The 20,919-nt window shown below is 71.1% G+C and carries 16 protein-coding genes; 12 read left to right on the forward strand and 4 right to left on the reverse strand.

The window, feature by feature from the left end:
- The first annotated feature begins 206 nt into the window (after positions 1-206).
- The 5 genes from ACSYGO_RS29100 (at position 207) to ACSYGO_RS29120 (ending at position 8,961) form a co-directional block, all read left to right on the forward strand.
- Entirely contained in the window at positions 207-2,240 is a 2,034-nt protein-coding gene (locus ACSYGO_RS29100) for a thioredoxin domain-containing protein (protein ID WP_426677259.1), read from the forward strand.
- 184 nt (positions 2,241-2,424) lie between these two features.
- Positions 2,425-3,687, forward strand: a complete 1,263-nt coding sequence (locus ACSYGO_RS29105) for a glycosyltransferase (RefSeq protein WP_426677258.1) — start codon at positions 2,425-2,427, stop codon at positions 3,685-3,687.
- Positions 3,684-5,342, forward strand: a complete 1,659-nt coding sequence (locus ACSYGO_RS29110; RefSeq protein ID WP_432173800.1) for an ArnT family glycosyltransferase — start codon at positions 3,684-3,686, stop codon at positions 5,340-5,342. The genes ACSYGO_RS29105 and ACSYGO_RS29110 overlap by 4 nt, the downstream gene beginning before the upstream one ends.
- Positions 5,339-6,544: a glycosyltransferase gene (locus ACSYGO_RS29115; RefSeq protein ID WP_460388205.1), complete on the forward strand. Its 1,206-nt coding sequence runs from the start codon at positions 5,339-5,341 to the stop codon at positions 6,542-6,544. Before ACSYGO_RS29110 ends, ACSYGO_RS29115 begins: the two co-directional genes overlap by 4 nt.
- Before the next feature lie 152 nt (positions 6,545-6,696).
- Positions 6,697-8,961 (forward strand): galactose oxidase-like domain-containing protein, encoded by a 2,265-nt coding sequence (locus ACSYGO_RS29120; protein WP_460389776.1) that lies wholly within the window; start codon positions 6,697-6,699, stop codon positions 8,959-8,961.
- Between the two features lie 19 nt (positions 8,962-8,980).
- Here the strand turns inward: ACSYGO_RS29120 and ACSYGO_RS29125 are convergent, their stop codons facing one another.
- The 4 genes from ACSYGO_RS29125 to trhA all read right to left on the reverse strand — a co-directional run bounded on the left by ACSYGO_RS29125 (position 8,981) and on the right by trhA (position 12,836).
- Positions 8,981-9,709, reverse strand: a complete 729-nt coding sequence (locus ACSYGO_RS29125) for a Mut7-C RNAse domain-containing protein (protein ID WP_435222300.1) — start codon at positions 9,707-9,709, stop codon at positions 8,981-8,983.
- A 12-nt stretch (positions 9,710-9,721) separates the two neighbouring features.
- Positions 9,722-10,408, reverse strand: coding sequence for a TetR/AcrR family transcriptional regulator (locus tag ACSYGO_RS29130; protein WP_432173803.1), 687 nt, complete (start codon positions 10,406-10,408; stop codon positions 9,722-9,724).
- Positions 10,405-11,973, reverse strand: coding sequence for an MFS transporter (locus ACSYGO_RS29135; protein WP_460388207.1), 1,569 nt, complete (start codon positions 11,971-11,973; stop codon positions 10,405-10,407). Before ACSYGO_RS29135 ends, ACSYGO_RS29130 begins: the two co-directional genes overlap by 4 nt.
- Positions 11,974-12,122: 149 nt before the next feature.
- Positions 12,123-12,836: a PAQR family membrane homeostasis protein TrhA gene (gene trhA, locus ACSYGO_RS29140; protein ID WP_426677252.1), complete on the reverse strand. Its 714-nt coding sequence runs from the start codon at positions 12,834-12,836 to the stop codon at positions 12,123-12,125.
- 460 nt (positions 12,837-13,296) lie between these two features.
- Here trhA and ACSYGO_RS29145 point away from each other — a divergent pair, with 460 nt between their 5' ends.
- The 7 genes from ACSYGO_RS29145 (at position 13,297) to ACSYGO_RS29175 (ending at position 20,865) form a co-directional block, all read left to right on the forward strand.
- A complete protein-coding gene (locus tag ACSYGO_RS29145; RefSeq protein WP_432173805.1) occupies positions 13,297-15,132 on the forward strand; it encodes a phosphoenolpyruvate carboxykinase (GTP) in 1,836 nt (611 codons plus the stop codon).
- A 264-nt stretch (positions 15,133-15,396) separates the two neighbouring features.
- On the forward strand, positions 15,397-16,383 hold the full coding sequence (locus ACSYGO_RS29150; RefSeq protein ID WP_426677250.1) for a serine/threonine-protein kinase: 987 nt from the start codon (positions 15,397-15,399) through the stop codon (positions 16,381-16,383).
- A complete protein-coding gene (locus ACSYGO_RS29155; RefSeq protein WP_426677249.1) occupies positions 16,370-16,834 on the forward strand; it encodes a hypothetical protein in 465 nt (154 codons plus the stop codon). The genes ACSYGO_RS29150 and ACSYGO_RS29155 overlap by 14 nt, the downstream gene beginning before the upstream one ends.
- Positions 16,835-16,951: 117 nt before the next feature.
- Entirely contained in the window at positions 16,952-18,103 is a 1,152-nt protein-coding gene (locus ACSYGO_RS29160; protein ID WP_460388211.1) for a hypothetical protein, read from the forward strand.
- Between the two features lie 15 nt (positions 18,104-18,118).
- The gene (locus tag ACSYGO_RS29165; protein WP_426677247.1) at positions 18,119-18,880 is read left to right on the forward strand and encodes a vWA domain-containing protein; all 762 of its coding nucleotides are present in this window, start codon (positions 18,119-18,121) and stop codon (positions 18,878-18,880) included.
- Positions 18,881-18,883: 3 nt separating this feature from the next.
- Entirely contained in the window at positions 18,884-19,690 is an 807-nt protein-coding gene (locus tag ACSYGO_RS29170; protein ID WP_426677246.1) for a PP2C family serine/threonine-protein phosphatase, read from the forward strand.
- On the forward strand, positions 19,687-20,865 hold the full coding sequence (locus ACSYGO_RS29175; RefSeq protein WP_426677245.1) for a hypothetical protein: 1,179 nt from the start codon (positions 19,687-19,689) through the stop codon (positions 20,863-20,865). Before ACSYGO_RS29170 ends, ACSYGO_RS29175 begins: the two co-directional genes overlap by 4 nt.
- The last annotated feature ends 54 nt before the right edge of the window (positions 20,866-20,919 follow it).

Genomic DNA, 20,919 nt, shown 5'->3' on the forward strand with positions numbered 1-20,919 from the left:
CCCTCCGGCAGCAACTCCTTGGCCTACGAGTGTCCTTCGTGCGGGACGTGAAGGACAGAGGACCGTCGATCATTGGCGCAGTGCCCGCCCTGTTCCGCCACGCCGGGCAGGTCCCCGGAGCCCGGCGAGGACGGCTCACCCGCCGGGGGCGCGCCCGGCAGCCGCGTGCTTCTCCGCCGCCCGGGACACCGTGGGAGAGTGGGAGTGTGAACCGACTGGCCCATGAGACGTCCCCGTATCTGCTCCAGCACGCCGACAACCCCGTCGACTGGTGGCCCTGGTCGGCCGAGGCCTTCGACGAGGCCCGCGAACGGAACGTGCCGGTGCTGCTGAGCGTCGGCTACAGCAGCTGTCACTGGTGCCATGTCATGGCGCACGAGTCCTTCGAGGACGACGCGACCGCCGCGTACCTGAACGAGCACTTCGTGTGCGTCAAGGTCGACCGCGAGGAGCGGCCGGACGTCGACGCCGTCTACATGGAGGCCGTGCAGGCAGCGACCGGGCAGGGCGGCTGGCCCATGACCGTGTTCCTCACACCGGACGCCGAGCCGTTCTACTTCGGCACCTACTTCCCGCCCGCGCCCCGGCACGGAATGCCGTCCTTCCCGCAGATCCTGGAGGGCGTCACCAGCGCCTGGACCGACCGGCGCGACGAGGTCGCCGAGGTCGCGGGGAAGATCGTGCGGGACCTGGCCGGCCGCGAGATGAGTTTCGGCGACGGCCGGGTGCCCGGCGAGGAGGAGCTGGCCGGCGCGCTCCTCGGGCTCACCCGGGACTACGACACGGCGCGCGGCGGATTCGGCGGGGCGCCGAAGTTCCCGCCGTCCATGGTGATCGAGTTCCTGTTGCGGCACCACGCGCGGACCGGCTCCGAGGGCGCGCTCCAGATGGCCGTGGACACCTGTGAACGGATGGCGCGCGGCGGCATCTACGACCAGCTGGGCGGGGGGTTCGCCCGGTACTCCGTCGACCGCGAGTGGATCGTGCCGCACTTCGAGAAGATGCTGTACGACAACGCGCTGCTGTGCCGGGTCTACGCCCATCTGTGGCGCGTCACCGGCTCCGAGCTCGCGCGCCGCGTCGCCCTGGAGACCGCGGACTTCATGGTGCGTGAACTGCGCACCGAGGAGGGCGGGTTCGCCTCCGCCCTGGACGCCGACAGCGACGACGGGACGGGCCGCCACGTCGAGGGCGCGTACTACGTGTGGACGCCGGAGCAGCTGCGCGAGGTCCTCGGTGAGGACGCCGAACTCGCCGCCCAGCACTTCGGGGTGACGGAGGAGGGCACCTTCGAGGAGGGCGCCTCCGTGCTGCGGCTGCCCCAGCACGAGGGTGTCGTCGACGCGGACCGGATCGCCTCCGTGCAGCAGCGGCTGTTCGCCGCGCGCGCCGGCCGTCCCGCCCCCGGCCGGGACGACAAGGTGGTCGCCGCGTGGAACGGCCTCGCGATCGCCGCCCTGGCGGAGACCGGCGCCTACTTCGGCCGCCCCGACCTCGTGGACGCCGCGATCGGCGCGGCCGACCTCCTGGTGCGGCTGCACATGGACGACCACGCGCGACTGGCCCGTACCAGCAAGGACGGTCACGTCGGGGCCAACGCCGGTGTGCTGGAGGACTACGCGGATGTCTCCGAGGGTTTCCTGGCGCTGGCGTCCGTCACCGGGGAGGGGGTCTGGCTGGAGTTCGCGGGCTTCCTGCTCGACCATGTGCTCACGCAGTTCACGGACGCCGAGTCGGGCGCGCTGTTCGACACGGCGGCCGACGCCGAGGAGTTGATCCGCCGGCCGCAGGACCCCACCGACAACGCCACGCCCTCGGGGTGGAGTGCCGCGGCCGGGGCGCTGCTGAGCTATGCCGCGCAGACCGGTGCCGAGCCCCATCGCACCGCCGCCGAGCGGGCGTTGGGAGTGGTGAAGGCCCTGGGCCCGCGCGCGCCGCGCTTCATCGGCTGGGGTCTCGCGGTGGCCGAGGCGCTCCTCGACGGACCGCGGGAGGTCGCGGTCGTGGGACCGGCCGGCGATCCGGCGACCAGGGCGCTGCACCGTACGGCGCTCCTGGGTACGGCGCCGGGTGCCGTCGTCGCCGCGGGGGTGGCGGACAGCGACGAACTACCGTTGCTTTCCGGCCGACTTCTGGTCGACGGGCGGCCCGCCGCGTACGTCTGCCGTAACTTCACCTGCGACGTCCCGACGACCGACCCCGAACGGCTCGAAGCGGCCCTCGGTGGCCGAAACCCCTGATCTCCAAGTCGCCCGAACGTCCACAGTGTTCGGATTGTTCAGGTAACCGACCGAGTGTGAAGAAACACGCTCTTCACCGGAAGATCCTGTGCGCTTCACAGATCCCCCATAGTCTCTGACCCAGTCGCGGCAGATGTGAGTCACTGTCGCGGCTGGGGGGTTATTGGAGATCTGGGGGGATCTTTTGCTCACATCTGTCTTCATTGCTGCCGTTTCACTGGCGCTCTTCTGGATGGCCGCCTTCACCCTGTGGTGGCAGATGCACGCGTGGCGTACGCCCGAGGTGCTGGCCTCCACCCGCTTCAGCAGCCCGGACGGCGGGGAGGGCCTGTCCTTCTCGCTGCTGCTGCCCGCGCGCCACGAGCAGGCCGTGCTGGACCACACCATCCAGCGGCTGCTCGAATCCAGCCACACCGACTTCGAGATCATCGTGATCGTCGGCCACGACGACCCCGAGACGACCGCGGTGGCCCGCGCCGCCGAGGCGCGCGACCCGCGGGTACGCGTGGTCGTCGACCACCACGAGAAGAAGAACAAGCCGAAGGCCATGAACACGGCCCTGCCGCACTGCCGGGGCGCCGTGGTCGGGGTCTTCGACGCCGAGGACCAGGTCCACCCGGAGCTGCTCGCCCACGTCGACCACGCCTTCCGCACCACGGGCGCGGACGTCGTCCAGGGCGGCGTCCAGCTCATCAACTTCCACTCCAGCTGGTACAGCCTGCGCAACTGCCTGGAGTACTTCTTCTGGTTCCGCTCGCGGCTCCATCTGCACGCGCAGAAAGGATTCATCCCGCTCGGCGGCAACACCGTCTTCGTCCGCACGGACGTCCTGCGGGAGGCCGACGGCTGGGACCCCGACTGCCTCGCCGAGGACTGCGACCTCGGTGTACGCCTCTCCAGCGTCGGCAAGAAGGTCGTCGTCGCCTACGACTCCGACATGGTGACCAAGGAGGAGACCCCGGGCTCGCTGATGTCCCTGCTGAAGCAGCGCACCCGGTGGAACCAGGGCTTCCTCCAGGTCTACCGGAAGAGGGACTGGAAACAGCTCCCCGGCTTCGGGCAGCGGCTGCTCGCCCGCTACACGCTGATGACGCCCTATCTTCAGGCCGTCTCCGGCGTGATCATCCCGCTCAACGTGGCCATCGCGCTCTTCCTCGACGTGCCGGTCGGCATCGCCTTCATCACCTTCCTGCCGGCGGTGACCGCCCTGGTCACGTTCGTCTTCGAACTGGTCGGACTGCACGACTTCGGCAAGCAGTACGGGCTGCGGGTCCGCTTCGTCCACTATCTGAAGCTGATCGTCGGCGGCCCGTTCTACCAGGTGCTGCTGGCGGGCGCCGCCGTACGCGCCGTCTGGCGCGAGCAGCGGGGCCGCAACGACTGGGAGCTGACCAGTCATGTCGGCGCGCACCTCACCGAAGCGATCCGAGAGGACGTTCCCGCGTGACCTCCACTCTTCCCGCGGCGACCACACCCACGGTCCCCGCGCAGCGGCCGCTTGCGCCCAAAAACGTCCCCGCCACCCGCCCGTCCCCGCGCTTTCGCAGCTCACGCCCGGATCTCATCCTGTGCGGGGTGCTGCTCGCGGCGATCCTCGTCGTCCAGGGCTGGAACATCGCCGACTACCCCACCCTCAGCGACGACGAGGGCACCTACCTCGCCCAGGCCTGGGCCGTCCAGCAGGGCAAGGGCCTGGCCCACTACACGTACTGGTACGACCACCCGCCGCTCGGCTGGATCCAGATCGCCCTGCTGACCTGGATCCCCGCGCACCTCAGTCCCTCCTCGATGACCGTCGGCTCGATGCGCACGGCGATGCTGCTGATCAGCGCCGTCAGCGCGGTCCTCGTGTACGTGCTCGCCCGCCGCCTCTCGCTGCCGACGTGGGCGGCCGGCCTCGCGATGGTCCTCTTCGGGCTGTCCCCGCTGTCGGTCGTGCTCCAGCGCGAGATCTTCCTCGACAACATCGCGGTGATGTGGACGCTCCTCGCGTTCTGCCTGGCCGCGTCCCCGAGCCGCCATCTGTGGCACCACTTCGGGGCGGGCGTCGCGGCCGCGGCCGCCGTGCTCACCAAGGAGACGATGCTCGTCGTCCTGCCCGCGCTGTTCGTCACCATGTGGCGCCACAGCCACCGCGACACCCGCAAGTTCGCGCTCACCGGAGCCGTCACCGCCTGCGTGCTGATCGGCCTCGCGTACCCGCTCTTCGCCCTGCTCAAGGGCGAGTTGTTCCCCGGCTCCGGGCACGTCTCCCTCTGGGACGGCATCACGTACCAGATGAGCCGCCCCGGCTCCGGCTTCGTCCTCGACCCCGGCAGCGGTTCGTACGGAGTCCTGCACTCCTGGCTGTACTACGACCGCGTCCTGCCGCTCGGCGGGCTCGCCGGCGCCCTGCTGCTCCTGGTCACCTGGCGCTGGTCGGTCACCGCGCGCGCCCTCGCCGGACCCGCGCTCACCGTCGCGATCCTCGCCCTGGTGGCGATGCGCCCCAGCGGCTACCTGCCCGCCATGTACGTCATCCAGGCCCTGCCGTTCCTCGCCCTGGTCCTGGCCGGCGGTGCCGCGAGCGTCTCCCACGCGGTACTGCGACGGTGGCGCGGCACCGCCGAGAAGACGTACGTCACCTGGGGACGCCGCGGCCTGGCGGCGGTGCTCGTGGTGGCCGCCGGGGCCTATGTCGTGCCCGACTGGTACGACGGGGACCGCACCGCCGTGACCACGGACGCGAACGCGCCCTACCGGGCCGCGTCCGCCTGGCTGCGGACCGAGGTGAAGGACCCGCGGGACACCCGGGTCCTCGTCGACGACGCCCTCTGGCTCGACCTCGTGCACCAGGGCTACCGGCCCGGCCTCGGCGTCATCTGGTTCTACAAGGCCGACCTCGACCCGGCGGTCACCAGGACGATGCCGCGCGGCTGGCGCGACCTCGACTACGTCGTCGCCTCCCCGACGGTCCGGCGCGACGCCGTCGACCTGCCCACCGTGAAGGCCGCCATCGAGCACTCGACACCCGTCGCGACCTTCGGCCGGGGCGAGGACCGCATCGAGATCAGGCACGTCAACGACACCACCACCACGGCGACGTCCGGAGGCAGTCGATGAGCAGCTTCGAGAGCACTGTCCCGGACGAACTGGGGGATCCGGCGGTACACCCGGCCGAGATCCCCGAGCCGGGCGCCGTCACCATCGTCGTACCGACCTTCAACGAGTCCGCGAACATACGGGAGTTGCTGCACCGCATCACCGAGGCGGTGCCCGCGCGGCTGCCCTGCGAGGTCGTCTTCGTGGACGACTCGACCGACGACACCCCGGACGTCATCTCGCGGGTGGCGCAGGACTGCCCGTTCCCCGTGACGGTGCTGCACCGCGACGAACCCGTGGGCGGGCTCGGCGGCGCTGTCGTCGAGGGACTGAAGGCGGCCGGCTCCGACTGGATCGTCGTCATGGACGGCGACCTCCAGCATCCGCCGTCTCTGGTGCCGGAACTGGTGGCCCGCGGCGAACGCTCCGGCGCGGGGCTCGTCGTCGCCAGCCGGTACATCGAGGGCGGCAGCCGCGCGGGCCTCGCGGGCGGCTACCGCATCGCCGTCTCGCGCGGCGCGACCTGGCTGACCAAGTCGCTCTTCCCGCGCCGGCTGAGCGGCATCAGCGACCCGATGAGCGGCTTCTTCGCGATCCGCCGCAGCGCCGTCACCGCCGACGTCCTCCAGCCGCTCGGCTACAAGATCCTGCTCGAACTCGCCGTCCGCAGCCGCCCTCGGCAGGTCACCGAGGTGCCCTTCGTCTTCCAGGACCGGTACGCGGGCGAGTCCAAGTCGACCGCGCAGGAGGGCTTCCGCTTCCTGCGCCACCTCGTCGGCCTGCGCACCGCCTCACCCGTCGCCCGCATGATCGTCTTCGGGCTGATCGGCGCCACCGGCTTCGTGCCGAACCTGCTCGGCCTGTACGGCCTCACCGCCGCCGGAGTGCACTACGTACCGGCGGAGATCCTCGCCAACCAGCTCGGGGTCGCCTGGAACTTCCTGCTCATCGAGCATCTGCTGTTCCGCGAGCGGCGCGGGCACCGGCACTGGTGGGACCGTGTCGGCCGGTTCGCGCTGCTCGCCAATGCCGACCTGGTGCTGCGGATCCCGCTGATCGCGCTGTTCGTCGACCGCTTCGGGATGGGCGCGCTCTCCGCCACCGCACTGGCCCTGGTGACGACGTTCGTCCTGCGCTTCGTGGGGACCGAGGCGCTGATCTATCTGCCGCGCCGGCGTGGCACGTCGGCGGGCCGGAGCCGCACAGCGAGGAGAAGCGCGTGAGAAGAACCGGATTCCGCGGGCGACCGAGCCGGACCACCTCGCTGCTGGCCGTGGCGGGCCTCGCCGCCGGCCTGCTGCTCGTGGCGCCGCAGCCCGCGTCGGCCGCCAACCTCGTCACGAACCCGGGGTTCGAGACCGCCGGCACCGACGGCATGCCCCACTGCTGGGAGAAGTCCGGCTGGGGCGACAACGACTTCACGTTCGCCACCGTCGCCGACTCCCACTCCGGGACCAAGGCCATGAAGGTCTCGCTGACCCGCCGGGCCGACGGCGACCGCAAGGCGCTGATCACCGAGTCCACCGACTGCGCCCCGGTGGTCGGCGCGGGCAAGCAGTACGACCTGGGCCTCTGGTACAAGACCACCACTCCCGACGCCGCGATCACGCTGTTCCGGCACGACACGACGGCGGGCTGGCAGTACTGGACCGACCTCAAGACCCTGGACATGGCGGCCGACTGGACCCAAGCCACGGTCCGCACGCCCGCGGTCCCGGCCGGCACCGACCGCATCACCTGGGGTGTCTCGGTGTACGGCACGGGTTCGGCGACCACCGACGACTACACGATGGAACAGGTCTCCGACCCGGTCCCGCCCGCCCAGTGCACCGGCACGGCGAAGGAGTGCGCCGACGGCAGGTGGACGGTGCTGCCCACCCAGAACCCGGTGCGGTCCATGCACTCCGTCGTCCTCAAGAACGGCAAGGTGCTGCTGATCGCGGGATCCGGCAACAGCGAGGAGAACTTCGAGGCGGGCACGTTCACCAGCGCGGTCTACGACCCGGCGAACGGCACGTACAAGGTGATCCCCACGCCGAAGGACATGTTCTGCGCCGGGCACGTCCAGCTGTCCGACGGGCGAGTCCTGGTCATGAGCGGCAACAAGGCGTTCCCGGTCGCGGGCGGCCACGGGTACGAGGGCTACAAGGACTCGTACGTCTTCGACCCGGACACCGAGACGTACAGCAGGACCAACGACATGAACGACGGCCACTGGTATCCGTCGGCCACCGAGCTCGGCAACGGCGACATCATCTCCTTCGGCGGACTGCGCGAGGACTCCACCGGCTCGGTGACCGCCGAACGTTGGTCGGCGGCCGAGCAGAAGTGGCTGCCGCTGTGGCAGGTCAACCAGACCTGGTCGTACTGGGGCCTGTACCCGTCGATGATCCTCATGCAGGACGGCCGGCTCTTCTACTCGGGCAGCCATGTCTTCGGCAACGGCACCCCGGGCACGGGCTCCGCGATCTACGACTACGACGCCAACACCACGACATCGGTCCCGGGGCTCCGGAACAAGGACCAGCGTGACCAGTCCGCGAGCGTGCTGCTGCCCCCGGCCCAGGACCAGAAGGTCCTGACGCTCGGCGGCGGCAACATCGACTCCAACCCGGACGCCAACCGGCTCACCGACATCATCGACCTCAAGGCCGCCGACCCGGTCTACACCGCCGGCCCGCCGATCCCGCAGGGCACGGTGGACCTGGGCGACGGCAAGGTCGCCCAGACCGGCGACCAGGGCAAGATGTACGTCTCCGCCGTCCTGCTGCCCGACGGGAAGGTCCTGGAGACGGGCGGCGGCCTGCACAACCGCGCCGACCCCGTCTTCGAGGCGTCGATCTTCGACCCGGCGACCTCGGCCTTCGACCCGGTGGCCGCCGACCCGGAGGCCCGCGGCTACCACTCGTCCGCGTTCCTGCTGCCCGACGGCCGGGTGATGGCCACCGGCGACAACCCGGGCAACGGCACCTGGAACCACAACGTGTCCATCTACACCCCGCCCTACCTCCTCAAGGGCACCCGCCCCACGATCACCTCGGTGATCGACAGCGAGTGGGTGTACGGCGACACGCAGCGCATCACCGTCGACCGGCCCATCGCCAAGGCCGAGCTGATCCGCCCGGCCGCGGTGACCCACTCCTCGGACCCCAACCAGCGGTTCGTGGATCTGCCGCTGTCCGTGGACGGCGACAACGTCGACCTGAACGTGACGAGCAACCCCGACCTGGCGCCGCCGGGCTGGTACATGCTCTTCGCCGTCGACGCGGGCGGAGTGCCCTCCGTCGCGAAGTGGGTGCACCTCCAGGGACCGTCCGCGCTCGCGGCGGACACCGCCTCGGCGCACGTCCACTCCTTCGCCGACTCCCTGGAGGGCAAGGCCGCCGAGCCGGGCCGGAAGCGGAGTTCGCAGAAGGTCGGCACCGCCGTCTCCGGCTGCGACCGCCATTACGGCGGCGTCGGTGTCTGTGTGCCGACGGTCTTCCCGGACGGGGTGAAGAAGACCACGGCCTCCCGCTGCGCCTGGCTGAAGAAGAACGACTACGGGCGGCTGAAGGTCAACGGCAAGGACGATCCGCTGGGGCTCGACCCCAGCAGGGACGGACTCGCCTGCGGCGCACGGGATCTGGTGAGGCGTTAGATCCCCGGGAGCCGCCGCCTCAGCGGCTCCCGAACTCCGCCAGGGCGCGCACCACGATGGCCTCCAGACGGTCGTGGTGCGCGCCCTTCCAGTAGGCGCGCCCGCACTCGCCGCACTGCGCGAAGACGTCGTACGACCGCTGGGTGCCGCCCTCCAGCTGGTCCGCGACCTGCTCCTTGGTGGCCGCGGTGAGCAGGCCGTTGCACGCGGTGCAGCGCGTCCACGGCCTCAGCTCCGGTGCGAACCGGCCGAGGACGTCACGGAGTTGGTCGTCGGGCCGGGTGCTGTAGATGTAGGCGCCCGCCCACAGCTCGCGGCGGCGCAGCAGGCCGCGGTCACGGCTGAGCATGACGCGCCGCTCGGCCGCGGACCGGGCGGCGAGCGCCGGGTCGCCGATGTCCGTGGACTCGTACGCCGTGTCGACGCCCAGCAGCCGCAGCCGGCGGGCGAGCGTGCCGAGGTGGACGTCGAGGAGGAAGCGGAGCGGGGCGCCGGGCACCTGCTGCGGGCGCTCGACGGCACCCACCCGGACGGATTCGCCGGCCGCCGGGATGTGCGAGAAGGACACCGGTCGCCCGTCCACGACCAGGGCCCCCACCTCGGTCAGCGGGACGCCGAGCGACTCGACGACATGGCCGAGCGTGGAGGATCCGTCGGTGCCCACGGCGGTGGCGCCCGTGCGTCGCGCGTGCGGGACGAACATCCCCAGTTCGGGGGCGAATTCGACGTCGATCTCCGGTCCGTTCACCCCGTCAGCATGTCACGCGGGATGCCCCTGGGGCCTGGGGGTTTCCGCGCCCGCGGCCTTCCCGGGCGCGCTGCCCAGACCGTGCTCCAGGACGTCCACCGCCCGGTCCACGACGTCGGCGAAGTCCTCGCGGTGGCCGCCCTCCGCCCAGTACAGGGAGGTCTCCATCAGCCCGCCGATCAGCGACATCGCGAAGACCCGCACCTCCAGACCCTCCGGGTCGAGGCCGGTGCGCTCGCCGACGGCCCGGCACAGCAGCCGGCCGGTGACCGACATGCTCTCCATCATCCGGGAGCGCACCGCGGGCACCTCCACCATCAGCCGGGTGCGCAGCCGGGTCACCTCCGGCCCCTCGTCGTCGCCCAGGGTGATCGCCTTGCGCAGCACGTACCGCAGGGAGTCGAACCACGGCTCGTCCGCGGGGCGCGCGCGGAGTTCCTCCTCGAGCATCGGGTCGTACTCGTCGGTGAGGACGATGTCCTCCTTGGTCGGGAAGTAGCGGAACACCGTGGACGGGGAGACCTCGGCCGCCTCCGCGATCTGTTCGACGGTGGTCGCGTCGTACCCCTGCTGCTGGATCAGCCGGTACGTCGCGTCGCGGATCGCGGTCCGGGTCTTCATCTTCTTCCGCTCGCGGAGCCCGGGCCGGGGCTCCGCGGCGGAGGCGGAACTGTGTGCGGTGGCGGCCATGGTGTTCATTGTCCGGCATCGGCCGGTGCCGGGGCCATGCCGGTGTGCGGCTCGGGGGCGGTGCCGGGCGCCGGTTCGGGGTTGCGCAGCAGTGCCGCGGCCAGCAGGGCGGTCACCAGCGCGGCGACGCCGCTGACCAGCAGGACCAGGTTCATGCCGTGGATGTACGCGGCGTCCGCGGAGGCGGCCAGCGCGTGGTCGCCGAGCCGGCCGGCGACCACGTGGGCGCCGACCACGGAGTCGCCGGCCGCGTCGGCGGCGGCGCGCGGCAGGGCGGAGGTGTCGAGGCGGTCGGCGTAGGCGCTCGCGAGGAGCGAGCCGAGCAGGGCGATGCCGGTCGCGCTGCCCACCTGGCGCACCGTCATCAGCAGTCCGGAGCCGCTGCCGGCCCGGTCGCGGGGGAGCGCGCCGATGGCGGCGGACATCGCGGGCACCACGGCGAAACCGAAGCCGAGTCCGGCCACGGACAGCCACAGGGCGGTGAAGCCGTAGCCGTCGTCGACGGAGGTGCGGCTGCCGAGGATCGCGGCGAAGGCGAGGACGACGAGACCCGCGCTGATCACGGCGCGTGGCCCGAACCGCGCCAGCACCGGGCCCGCGGCGCGGGACGCGATCAGCAGTCCGCCCATCATCGGCAGCATCCGTACACCCGTGCCGAACGCGTCGTGCCCGAGCACCGCCTGGAGGTACTGCGGCAGCACGAACATCAGGCCCGACAGCACGAACATGACCAGCGTCGCGGCCAGCGTGTTGAGGAGGAAACCGCGCTGGGCGAGCAGGGAGAGGTCGAGCATCGGGCGGACACTGCGGCGCTCGCGCAGGACGAGCAGCGCGACCAGGACGACCGCGGCGCCGAGGAGGCCGAGGACGAGCGGGTCGCCCCAGCCGCGGTGCGGGGCCTCGATGATCGCGTAGATCAGGATGCTGAGTCCGGCCGCGGTGAGGGCGGTGGACACGGCGTCGACCTTGGGGGAGGAGGGGTCGCGGGTCTCGGGGAGCAGGAAGAGGCAGGCCGTGATGCCGATGGCCGCCATGGGCACGTTGATCACGAAGACCGAGCCCCACCAGAAGTGGTCGAGCAGCCAGCCGCCGACGATCGGGCCGAGCGGCAGCCCCAGCGCGGAGGCGGCCGAGACCGCGCCGACCGCCTTGGTCTGCTCGTCCGGTCCGAACAGCGAGGGCAGCACGGCCAGGGCGAGCGGCATCACGAGCGCGCCGCCGATCCCCATCAGCGCGCGGGCGACGACCACCCAGGCGACGTCGTCGACGAGGGCGCCGACCAGGGATCCGGCGAGGAAGACGCCGAGACCGGCGATGAGTATGCGGCGCCGTCCGAAGCGGTCGCCGAGCAGGCCCGCCGGGAGCATCAGCGCGGCGAAGACGACGACGTACGCGTCCGCCATCCACTGCTGCTCGCCCGTGGAGGCACCCAGGTCCCGGGCCATCGTCGGCAGCGCGACGTTGAGGATCGTCATGTCGAAACCGAGCACGAGCAGGCTCGCGACCAGGGCACCGAGGGCCCACCAGCGGCGGGGGTCGCGCCCCGCGGCGTCATCATCTGTGAGAGTCACCATGAAATGAGAGTAGCTCCCAAAAAGAGGTGTCTGTCAATATGGCTCCACGGCCGGACGTCGTCCCGGGGCGGTCCAGAGGCCGTGTCCGGGTACGACGAAGGGCCGCGGCTCGAAAGCCGCGGCCCTTGGGTGCAGGGAGGTCGCAGGGGCTATCCGTGCTGGTAGGCCACCAGCGAGATGCCGACGTAGTGCACGACGAACGCGGCGAGGGTGAAGGAGTGGAAGACCTCGTGGAAGCCGAACCAGCGCGGTGACGGGTTCGGCCGCTTGATGCCGTAGATGACCCCGCCGGCGCTGTAGAGCAGGCCGCCGACGATGACGAGGACGAGGACCGCGATCCCGCCCGCGCGCATGAAGTCCGGGAGGAAGAAGACGGCCGCCCAGCCCATGGCGATGTAGCAGGGGGTGTAGAGCCAGCGTGGTGCGCCGACCCAGAAGACCCGGAAGACGATGCCGGCCGCCGCGGCGGCCCAGATCCCCCACAGGAGCCACTGCCCCTTGGCGCTCGGCAGCAGCAGCATGGTCAGCGGGGTGTAGGTGCCCGCGATGATCAGGAAGATGTTGGCGTGGTCGAGCCTGCGCAGGACGCCGTCCATGCGGGGGCTCCAGTCGCCCCGGTGATACAGCGCGCTGACGCCGAACAGCAGGCAGGCCGTCAGGACGTAGATTCCGCAGGCGATACGGCCGCGGGTGGAGTCCGCGAGGGCCGTGAGCACCAGGCCCGAGACGAGGACGGCCGGAAACATGCCGAGGTGCAGCCAGCCGCGCAGTTTGGGCTTGACCGGATGCGACGGGGAGAGCGCGTCGGGACCGGCGCCGTCGGCCGGCGAGTCCGTGGGCGCGTCGGGGACGGACGCAGTCATGCGCGCATGGTACCTACGGAACCGTAAGTTACGTATCAGCGCGGCGTGATGGAACGCCGTCAGTGGCCATGGTCTCACGCGAGCGGCGGGAGCGCCCGGGGGGTGCGGCGGGGTGGTCCGGCCTCCGGTGCGGTCCGGGTCTTCGGCCGTGTCCGTGCGCGAAGCGCGTGCTCCGCGGGGTGTCCGGGCGGCGGGGAGCGGCGGTCCGGCCCGCGCAGGTGACCCGTCCCGGCCCGTGGGTACCCGGGATGAACCCCGGGTGTGCGGGAGGAAACCCTCCGGCGAGTGGCGATGCTCACTCCGCTCAGGTGTGAGGACCTCTGGACATATGCGCGGATGCGTCGGATGATCAAATGAGTGCGGTCGGCACCGGATGAGCGCCAGAGATCGACAACCGTGAAGCATCCGGGTCGCAGCCCCCACGGGGCACAACAACAAAACCCCTCATTTAGGAGCAATCGTGGCGCGCGACATCGCGGCTCCCACAACCGCCGTCCCCACCAACCACCAGGAACTGATCTCGTGGGTCAACGAGATCGCAGCACTGACCGAGCCGGACAGCGTGGTCTGGTGTGACGGATCCGAGGCCGAGTACGAGCGACTGAGCGAGGAGCTCGTCCGCAAGGGCACCTTCAAGAAGCTCGACCCGATCAAGCGCCCCAACTCGTACTACGCCGCCTCCGACCCGACCGATGTCGCGCGGGTCGAGGACCGGACCTTCATCTGCTCCGAGAAGGAAGAGGACGCGGGCCCGACCAACCACTGGAAGGCCCCCGCCGAGATGCGGGAGATCTTCTCCGGCGAGGGCGGGCAGGGCGGCATCTTCCGCGGTTCGATGAAGGGCCGGACGATGTACGTCGTCCCGTTCTGCATGGGCCCCCTCGGCTCCGACCTCTCCGCGATAGGCGTCGAGATCACCGACTCCGCCTACGTCGCCGTGTCCATGCGCACCATGACCCGCATGGGACAGCCGGTCCTCGACGAACTCGGCTCCGACGGCTTCTTCGTGCGTGCCGTGCACACGCTCGGAGCGCCGCTCGCCGAGGGCGAGGAGGACGTGCCGTGGCCGTGCAACTCCACGAAGTACATCTCCCACTTCCCCGAGACCCGCGAGATCTGGTCGTACGGCTCGGGCTACGGCGGCAACGCGCTGCTCGGCAAGAAGTGCTACGCCCTGCGCATCGCCTCCGTCATGGCGCGCGACGAGGGCTGGCTCGCCGAGCACATGCTGATCCTCAAACTGACCCCGCCGCAGGGTGAGTCCAAGTACGTCGCCGCCGCCTTCCCGAGCGCCTGCGGCAAGACCAACCTCGCCATGCTGGAGCCCACGGTCTCCGGCTGGACGGTCGAGACCATCGGCGACGACATCGCCTGGATGCGGTTCGGCGAGGACGGCCGCCTCTACGCGATCAACCCCGAGGCCGGCTTCTTCGGCGTCGCGCCCGGCACCGGTGAGCACACCAACGCCAACGCGATGAAGACGCTCTGGGGCAACTCGGTCTTCACCAACGTCGCGCTGACCGACGACAACGACATCTGGTGGGAGGGCATGACGGAGGAGACTCCGGCCCACCTCACCGACTGGAAGGGCAACGACTGGACGCCGGAGTCCGGCACGCCCGCCGCGCACCCGAACGCCCGCTTCACGGTGCCCGCCTCGCAGTGCCCGATCATCGCGCCCGAGTGGGAGGACCCCAAGGGCGTGCCGATCTCGGCGATCCTCTTCGGCGGCCGCCGGGCCACCGCGGTCCCGCTGGTCACCGAGTCCTTCGACTGGAACCACGGTGTCTTCCTCGGCGCGAACGTCGCCTCCGAGAAGACCGCCGCCGCCGAGGGCAAGGTCGGCGAACTGCGCCGCGACCCGTTCGCGATGCTGCCGTTCTGCGGCTACAACATGGGCGACTACATGGGCCACTGGGTCGACGTCGCCAAGGACAAGGACCAGTCGAAGCTCCCGAAGATCTACTACGTGAACTGGTTCCGCAAGAACGACGCGGGCAAGTTCGTGTGGCCGGGCTTCGGCGAGAACAGCCGCGTCCTGAAGTGGATCGTGGACCGCCTGGACGGCCGGGCCGAGGGCGTCGAGACGCCGATCGGCATCCTGCCGGCCAAGGGCGCCCTCGACACCAAGGGGCTCGAACTGTCCGAGTCGGACCTCGACTTCCTGCTCACCGTCGACAAGGACGTGTGGCGCGAGGAGGCCGCTCTGGTGCCCGAGCACCTCAACACCTTCGGCGACCACACCCCGAAGGAACTGTGGGACGAGTACCGCGCGCTGGTGCAGCGCCTGGGCTGAGTCCCCGTACAGACTCCGCGGCCGGTTTGGATGTGCCCTGACCAGCGATCGTCACGACCGGCCGCGGTGATACCACCTCACAGGAGCCGGGACCCCGCACAACGGCGTGCGGGGTCCCGGCTCTTTCCGTGCTCCCCGCCGCCCCCGCCCGTCCCGGGGTCCGCGGCGCCCGGTGCGCGGAACGTGCCGGACCGGCTGAAAAAGTCGCACGTTCGCGGGACACTCCTGACATCCTGCAACTAACCCCGAAATGAGGTGAGCGGGGTGCGCACACCGGTCAGCGATCCCATGAAGATCGGGCCCTACCGCATCGTGGGACGGCTCGGATCCGGCGGGATGGGATGGGTGTATCTCGGACGATCGCCGGCCGGGCGCGAGGTCGCCGTGAAGGTGGTGCGGCCGGAACTGGCGGCCGAGCACGAGTTCCGGGAGCGGTTCGCCCGCGAGGTCGCCGCGGCACGCGTGGTGAGCGGCGCCTACACCGCGGCCGTGGTCGACGCCGACACGGAGGCCGAACTCCCCTGGCTGGCCACGATGTACGTCCCCGGCCCCTCGCTCGCCGAGGCGGTCCGCACCGACGGGCCGCTGCCCGAGCCACAGGTGCGCCGGCTCGGCGCGGGCCTGGTGGAGGCGCTCCAGGCCATCCACGCCGCCCGTGTCGTGCACCGCGACCTGAAACCGGCGAACGTGCTCCTCGCCTCCGACGGTCCGCGCGTCATCGACTTCGGGATCTCCCGGGTGGACGGCGCTCCCGGCCTCACCCAGGTCGGCGTGGTCGTCGGCACCCCGCCCTTCATGTCGCCGGAACAGATCAAGGGGGCTCCGGTGGGCCCGCCGAGCGACGTGTTCTCCCTCGGCGGCGTCCTGGTGTACGCGCTGACCGGCCGCCCGCCGCACGGCAGCGGTGAGGCGGTGCGCTACCGGGTCGTGCTGGCCGAACCCGAACTCGACGGCGTTCCCGCGGGGATGCGGGAGCTGATCTCCGGCTGCCTGGCCAAGCAGCCGCAGGACCGGCCCGCGCTGGACACGCTGCTCGCCGGCCTGCTGGAGCAGACCCCGAAACCGGCGTCCTGGCCGCCGCCGACCGTGGCGCACAGCATCAAGGTGCGCACCCACGAACTGGCCAACCGGCGCCGGCAGAGCGTCAGCGAGTCCGTGCCGTCCTGTCTGCTGCTGCACGCGCAGGCGCTGCTGGACGCCGGTCTGACCGACAGGATGGTCGCCGAGGCGGTGGGCCGTGGCGACGCCTGAGTCCTTTCCCGGCCGGGGCCACGACATCCTCGAGATCGGCACGCACTGGCGGCAGTTGGTGCAGAACTGGGTGGCCAGGCGGAATTACCACACCGTGACCGACACCGTTTCCGTTTCCATGCAATTCGATCTCGAGGAAACGGGACGGATGGTCACCGTGCGATTCATGACGACCAAACGGCTTCTCGTCGCGTTCGCGACCGACGGTCATTATCTGCGCCAGGATCAACTGGCCGTCGCCGCCGCGGCGTCGAACGCATGGAATACCGAACAACTGAACCCCATGTTGTCCGTGTGGGACGTGCGCGGACCGCGCCCCTGCCTGGCCGGAGTGTGCGACCTCCCGCTGACCTGCCGTATGACCCAAACGGATTTCGATGCTTTGGCCAGTGATTGGGTGGAACGGGCGCGGCAGATGTTCACCCGCTGCCATCAGGTATTCAAGTTGTAGAAGTGAAACCCGTCATGTGGCCCGAACCCCTTTCGGACGCCCACCGGTTGGCCCCAATATGGGCGAGTGCCTTTCAAGGCGACGGGGGTGCGCCTTTCAGGCCACGGGGGGTTGCCCATGCGGCGTTCGTTCTGCTCCATCGCGCTTTCCGGAATGCTGCTCGCGACGGCTCCGGCAGCCGCCGCGGCGGCAGTGGGATCGGCGGCCGACGCGTCCTGCGGCAAGGCCTTCAGGGAGCGCCTCCAGTGCTGGTCGCGGAACATCGACGACGGCACCGTACGGGTCACGCTCGACGAACCGGTGCGGTTCGACGGCAACGCGCAGGAACGCAGGGACGTCGAGGGCGCCCTGTGGCGCGACCACGCCCACCTCGTCGTCGAGGTGCCGAAGAACCGGCACACCGGAGGCGGCGGCACCGTGCTCCTCCTGCTGGCGAACGCGACCGGCCGGCTCGTCGAGCAGGACGCCACGATCGACCGGCTGCCCGCCGAGGCCGTGAGCGAACTGACGAACCTCCAGGTCTGCCGGCCCAAGAACCCCAAGGACCTGTGCACCCGGCTCGCCAAGGGCCCGCTGCGCGGTGCCGACCTGATCGCCGAGCACCAGGCGGTCGACCTCTCCGAGCACACGTACGCCGTCGCCGTCCCTTCCGGCCCGCCGTTCGGCGGCACGGCCACGCCCTCGGACACGTCCAGGAACACCGAGAAAGCCGACGGCAAGCAGACGTCGGGGGCGGGCAAGGGCGCGGACAAGGCGTCCGACCAGGCCTCGGGCGCCGGCTGGGACACCGCCACCCAGATCCTCGCGGTCCTGTGCGTCCTGCTCGTCGTCCTGCTCGCCGCCCTGCTGTTCCTGATCCGCCGGTCCTCCCGCGCGGTGGGCACCCTGTCCCGCCGTGCCCTCGCCGCACCCGGAGTCGGGGCCGTCCCGCCCACCACGGCACCCAGCCACCGGCGCGACGAGACCGCCACCCGACCGCGCGACGAGACCACCACCCGCCTCAGGGTGACACCGACACCCCGGTACGGACGCCGGGTCGGCAATGTGCCCGGCCCCGCCAGGTCGGCCGTCGTCCGCACCGAACTGCACCCGCAGGGCTACGTCGAGATCGACCGTGTGCTCTACCGGGCGGTGTGGGCCGAGCCCGGCCGGCCGCCCCCCGCCCCCGGCGGGCTCGTCGACGTCACCGACGCGCGGGAACGGGACTCCGACGTCCTGTACGCGTTCCCGCCGGCCACCGGACGGCACGCCAACGGCACCAGGACCTGAGACCAGGAGACACAGATGCACAGCGAGTACCCGCCCACGCTGCCGGCGGAGTATGCCGACATCGAGTTCGAGAACAACGCGCAGCGGCTGCCGCTCGTGCTCTGCCTCGACACGTCGAGCTCCATGGCCGGACCGCCCATCCAGACGCTCAACAACGCGCTCATGGAGTGGACCCGGGAACTGCACGACGACGTCAGCCTCAGCTACAGCGTGGAGGTCGCCGTGGTCACCTTCGGCGGCCAGGGCGTCGCCGCCTGGCGCGGCCCCCAGCTCCTCGCCCCCCGCGCCCCGGTGAGCCCCTTCGTGCCCGCGCACACCTTCCAGCCGCCGCAGCTCACCGCCGCCGGGGTGACCCTGATGACGGAGGCGCTGGAGCTGTCGATGCACATCGTCGCGGCCCGCAAGGCCGAGCTGCGGGCGTCCGGCCTCCAGTACTACCGGCCGCAGATCTGCCTGGTCACCGACGGGCTGCCGACCGACGGCACCGGCCATCTCACCGACTCCTGGCACCGGTTGATCCCCGTCCTCGCCGACGAGCAGCGCGCCCGCCGCTTCCGGCTGTACGCGATAGGCGTCGGCGGCATCACGGACATGGGCGAGCAGGTGCTCCAGGCCTTCGCGCCGAAGTTCAACGCCCGGCTCCAGGGATTCCCCTTCCGCGAGCTGCTCCAGATGATGTCCGCCAGCGCGAACGCTGAGCAGAAGGGCGCCGGCGACGAGGTCTTCGAGAAGATCTTCAGCCAGTTCAAGACGCAGCGCCCGGCCTGGGAATCCTGACCGATGGCCACCGTCGACGAGCGGGAGTCGCCGTGGCGGATCCACGGCATGAGCGTCGAGGGCTACCGCCACCGCCGCCAGGGCCTGCCCTGCCAGGACGCCTGCGCCTACGTCGCGTCGCCGTCGGTGGCGGTCCTCGCGGTCGCGGACGGCGCAGGCAGCAGGCCGCGCTCCGAGGAGGGGTCCCGGCTCGCGGTGGACCTGGCCGCGGAGCACTTCGCGCGGCGGGCCGCCGCGGCGGCGGACTGCCAGCCCGGCGAGGCCGTCCACGAGCTGCTGGAGGACGCCTTCCACGACGTCAGCAAGGTGTTCCTGGACCGGACCGGGGCCGAGGCCGCGGACTTCGCCACCACCCTCACCGTCGTGGTGCTGACGCCGGGCTGGCTGGGCCATCTCACCGTGGGCGACGGCTTCGTCGTGCTGCGGGCCGGTGCGGAGGACGGCGAGCGGCAGTTCCATCTGCTGCCGCAGGCGATGGCGGCGAGCGAGTACAGCAACGAGACGGTCTTCCTCACCTCCCCGGACGCGGCCCGCTGGGTGCACACCGACTGCGTGTCCGACGAAGGGATCGACGGGGTGCTGCTGTCCACCGACGGACTCGTGCAGGCGGCGCTGAACCGCGCGGGCAGCGGCACGCCGTCCCCGAACGTCTCCTTCGTCGACGCCGTGTTCCGCTCCCTCGACGCCCCCGGCCCGGTCACCGACAGCGCCCACGAGGGCCTCGCGACCCTGCTGAGGTCGGACCGCCTGACCGCCCTGAACGCCGACGACAAGACACTGTTGCGGGCCGTGCTCAAGGCGCGGCCATGAGCGGGCTCACGGTGTTCCTCGACGGGAAGCCGGTCACCCTCGCGGAACTGCCCCTCAAGGGCGGCGGCCAGGCCGCCGTGTTCCCGGTCGTCGGCGACGACGGCATCGTCGTGAAGCTCTACCGGGAGCCGCCCGGCCTGGAGCAGGAGCGGCGGCTGATGCGGATGCTGACCATGTCACCGCTCGCCGCCCGCCCCACCGACCGCTCCCAGCCGCCCGAGCTGGCCTGGCCCACCGCGCTCGCCCGCGGCCCGCAGGGGGAGTTCCTCGGCTACGCCATGCGCCGCTTCGGCGAACCCGATCACGTGCAGGTCATCGGCCTGTTCACCCGAGCCCAGCGCCTCAAGCTGTTCCCCGACCGGGCCGACTGGCGCTTCCTGCTCGGCGTCGCCTGGAACCTGGCCTTCATGACCGCCCGCATGCACTACGACAACCTCGTCATCGGCGACTTCTCCAGCAGCAACGTGGTGGTCGACGCGAACGGCTTCGTCACCTTCCTGGACTGCGACTCGATCGCCTTCAACGACCCGGTGAACGGCGAACTCTTCCCCTGCCTGATGCACACCACGGACTACTCGTCCCCCGAGCGGCAGGCCGGCGGCCCCGCCACCCGCGCCACCGACGACTTCGCCCTCGCCGTCCTCGTCTACCAGCTGCTGACGGCCGGCAACCACCCCTTCGGGGGCGTCCCGCACGACAGCGCCTCCGAGTCGACCGTCAAGGACAACATCGCCGCCAGCTGCTCCTACGTCGTACGCCCGGAGCGCGTGGTCATCCCGCGCGGCACCATCGACCCGTCCGTACTGCCCCCCGAACTGCTCACCCTGGCCCGCGCCGCCTTCGGCCCCGGTGTGCACGCGCCCGCCGCACGCCCTCCGGCGGAGGCGTGGCTGCGCGCGCTGGACAAGGAACGGTCACTGGTGCGGGTCTGCCCGAGCCGCCCGCTGCACACCTTCGGCTCCCACCTCACGTCCTGTCCGTGGTGCACCCGGGCGGCGACCACCGGGCACGACGTGTTCAACGGGCCGCCGCCGGTGTCCGTACCCGTGCCGGACCCCCGGCAGGGACAGGGCCAGGACCCCGGTGGCCCGGACGGACCGTGGCCCGCGGCCCTCAAGGTCGCCGTGCTGATCGCGGTGATCGTGGTCCTGGTGATCATCGGGGTCACACGCTGACGACTCCCCGGCACGCCCCTGCGGCGCTCACGGCGGGACCGGTGCCGCGCCCGC

The sequence above is a fragment of the Streptomyces krungchingensis genome (assembly GCF_054729265.1).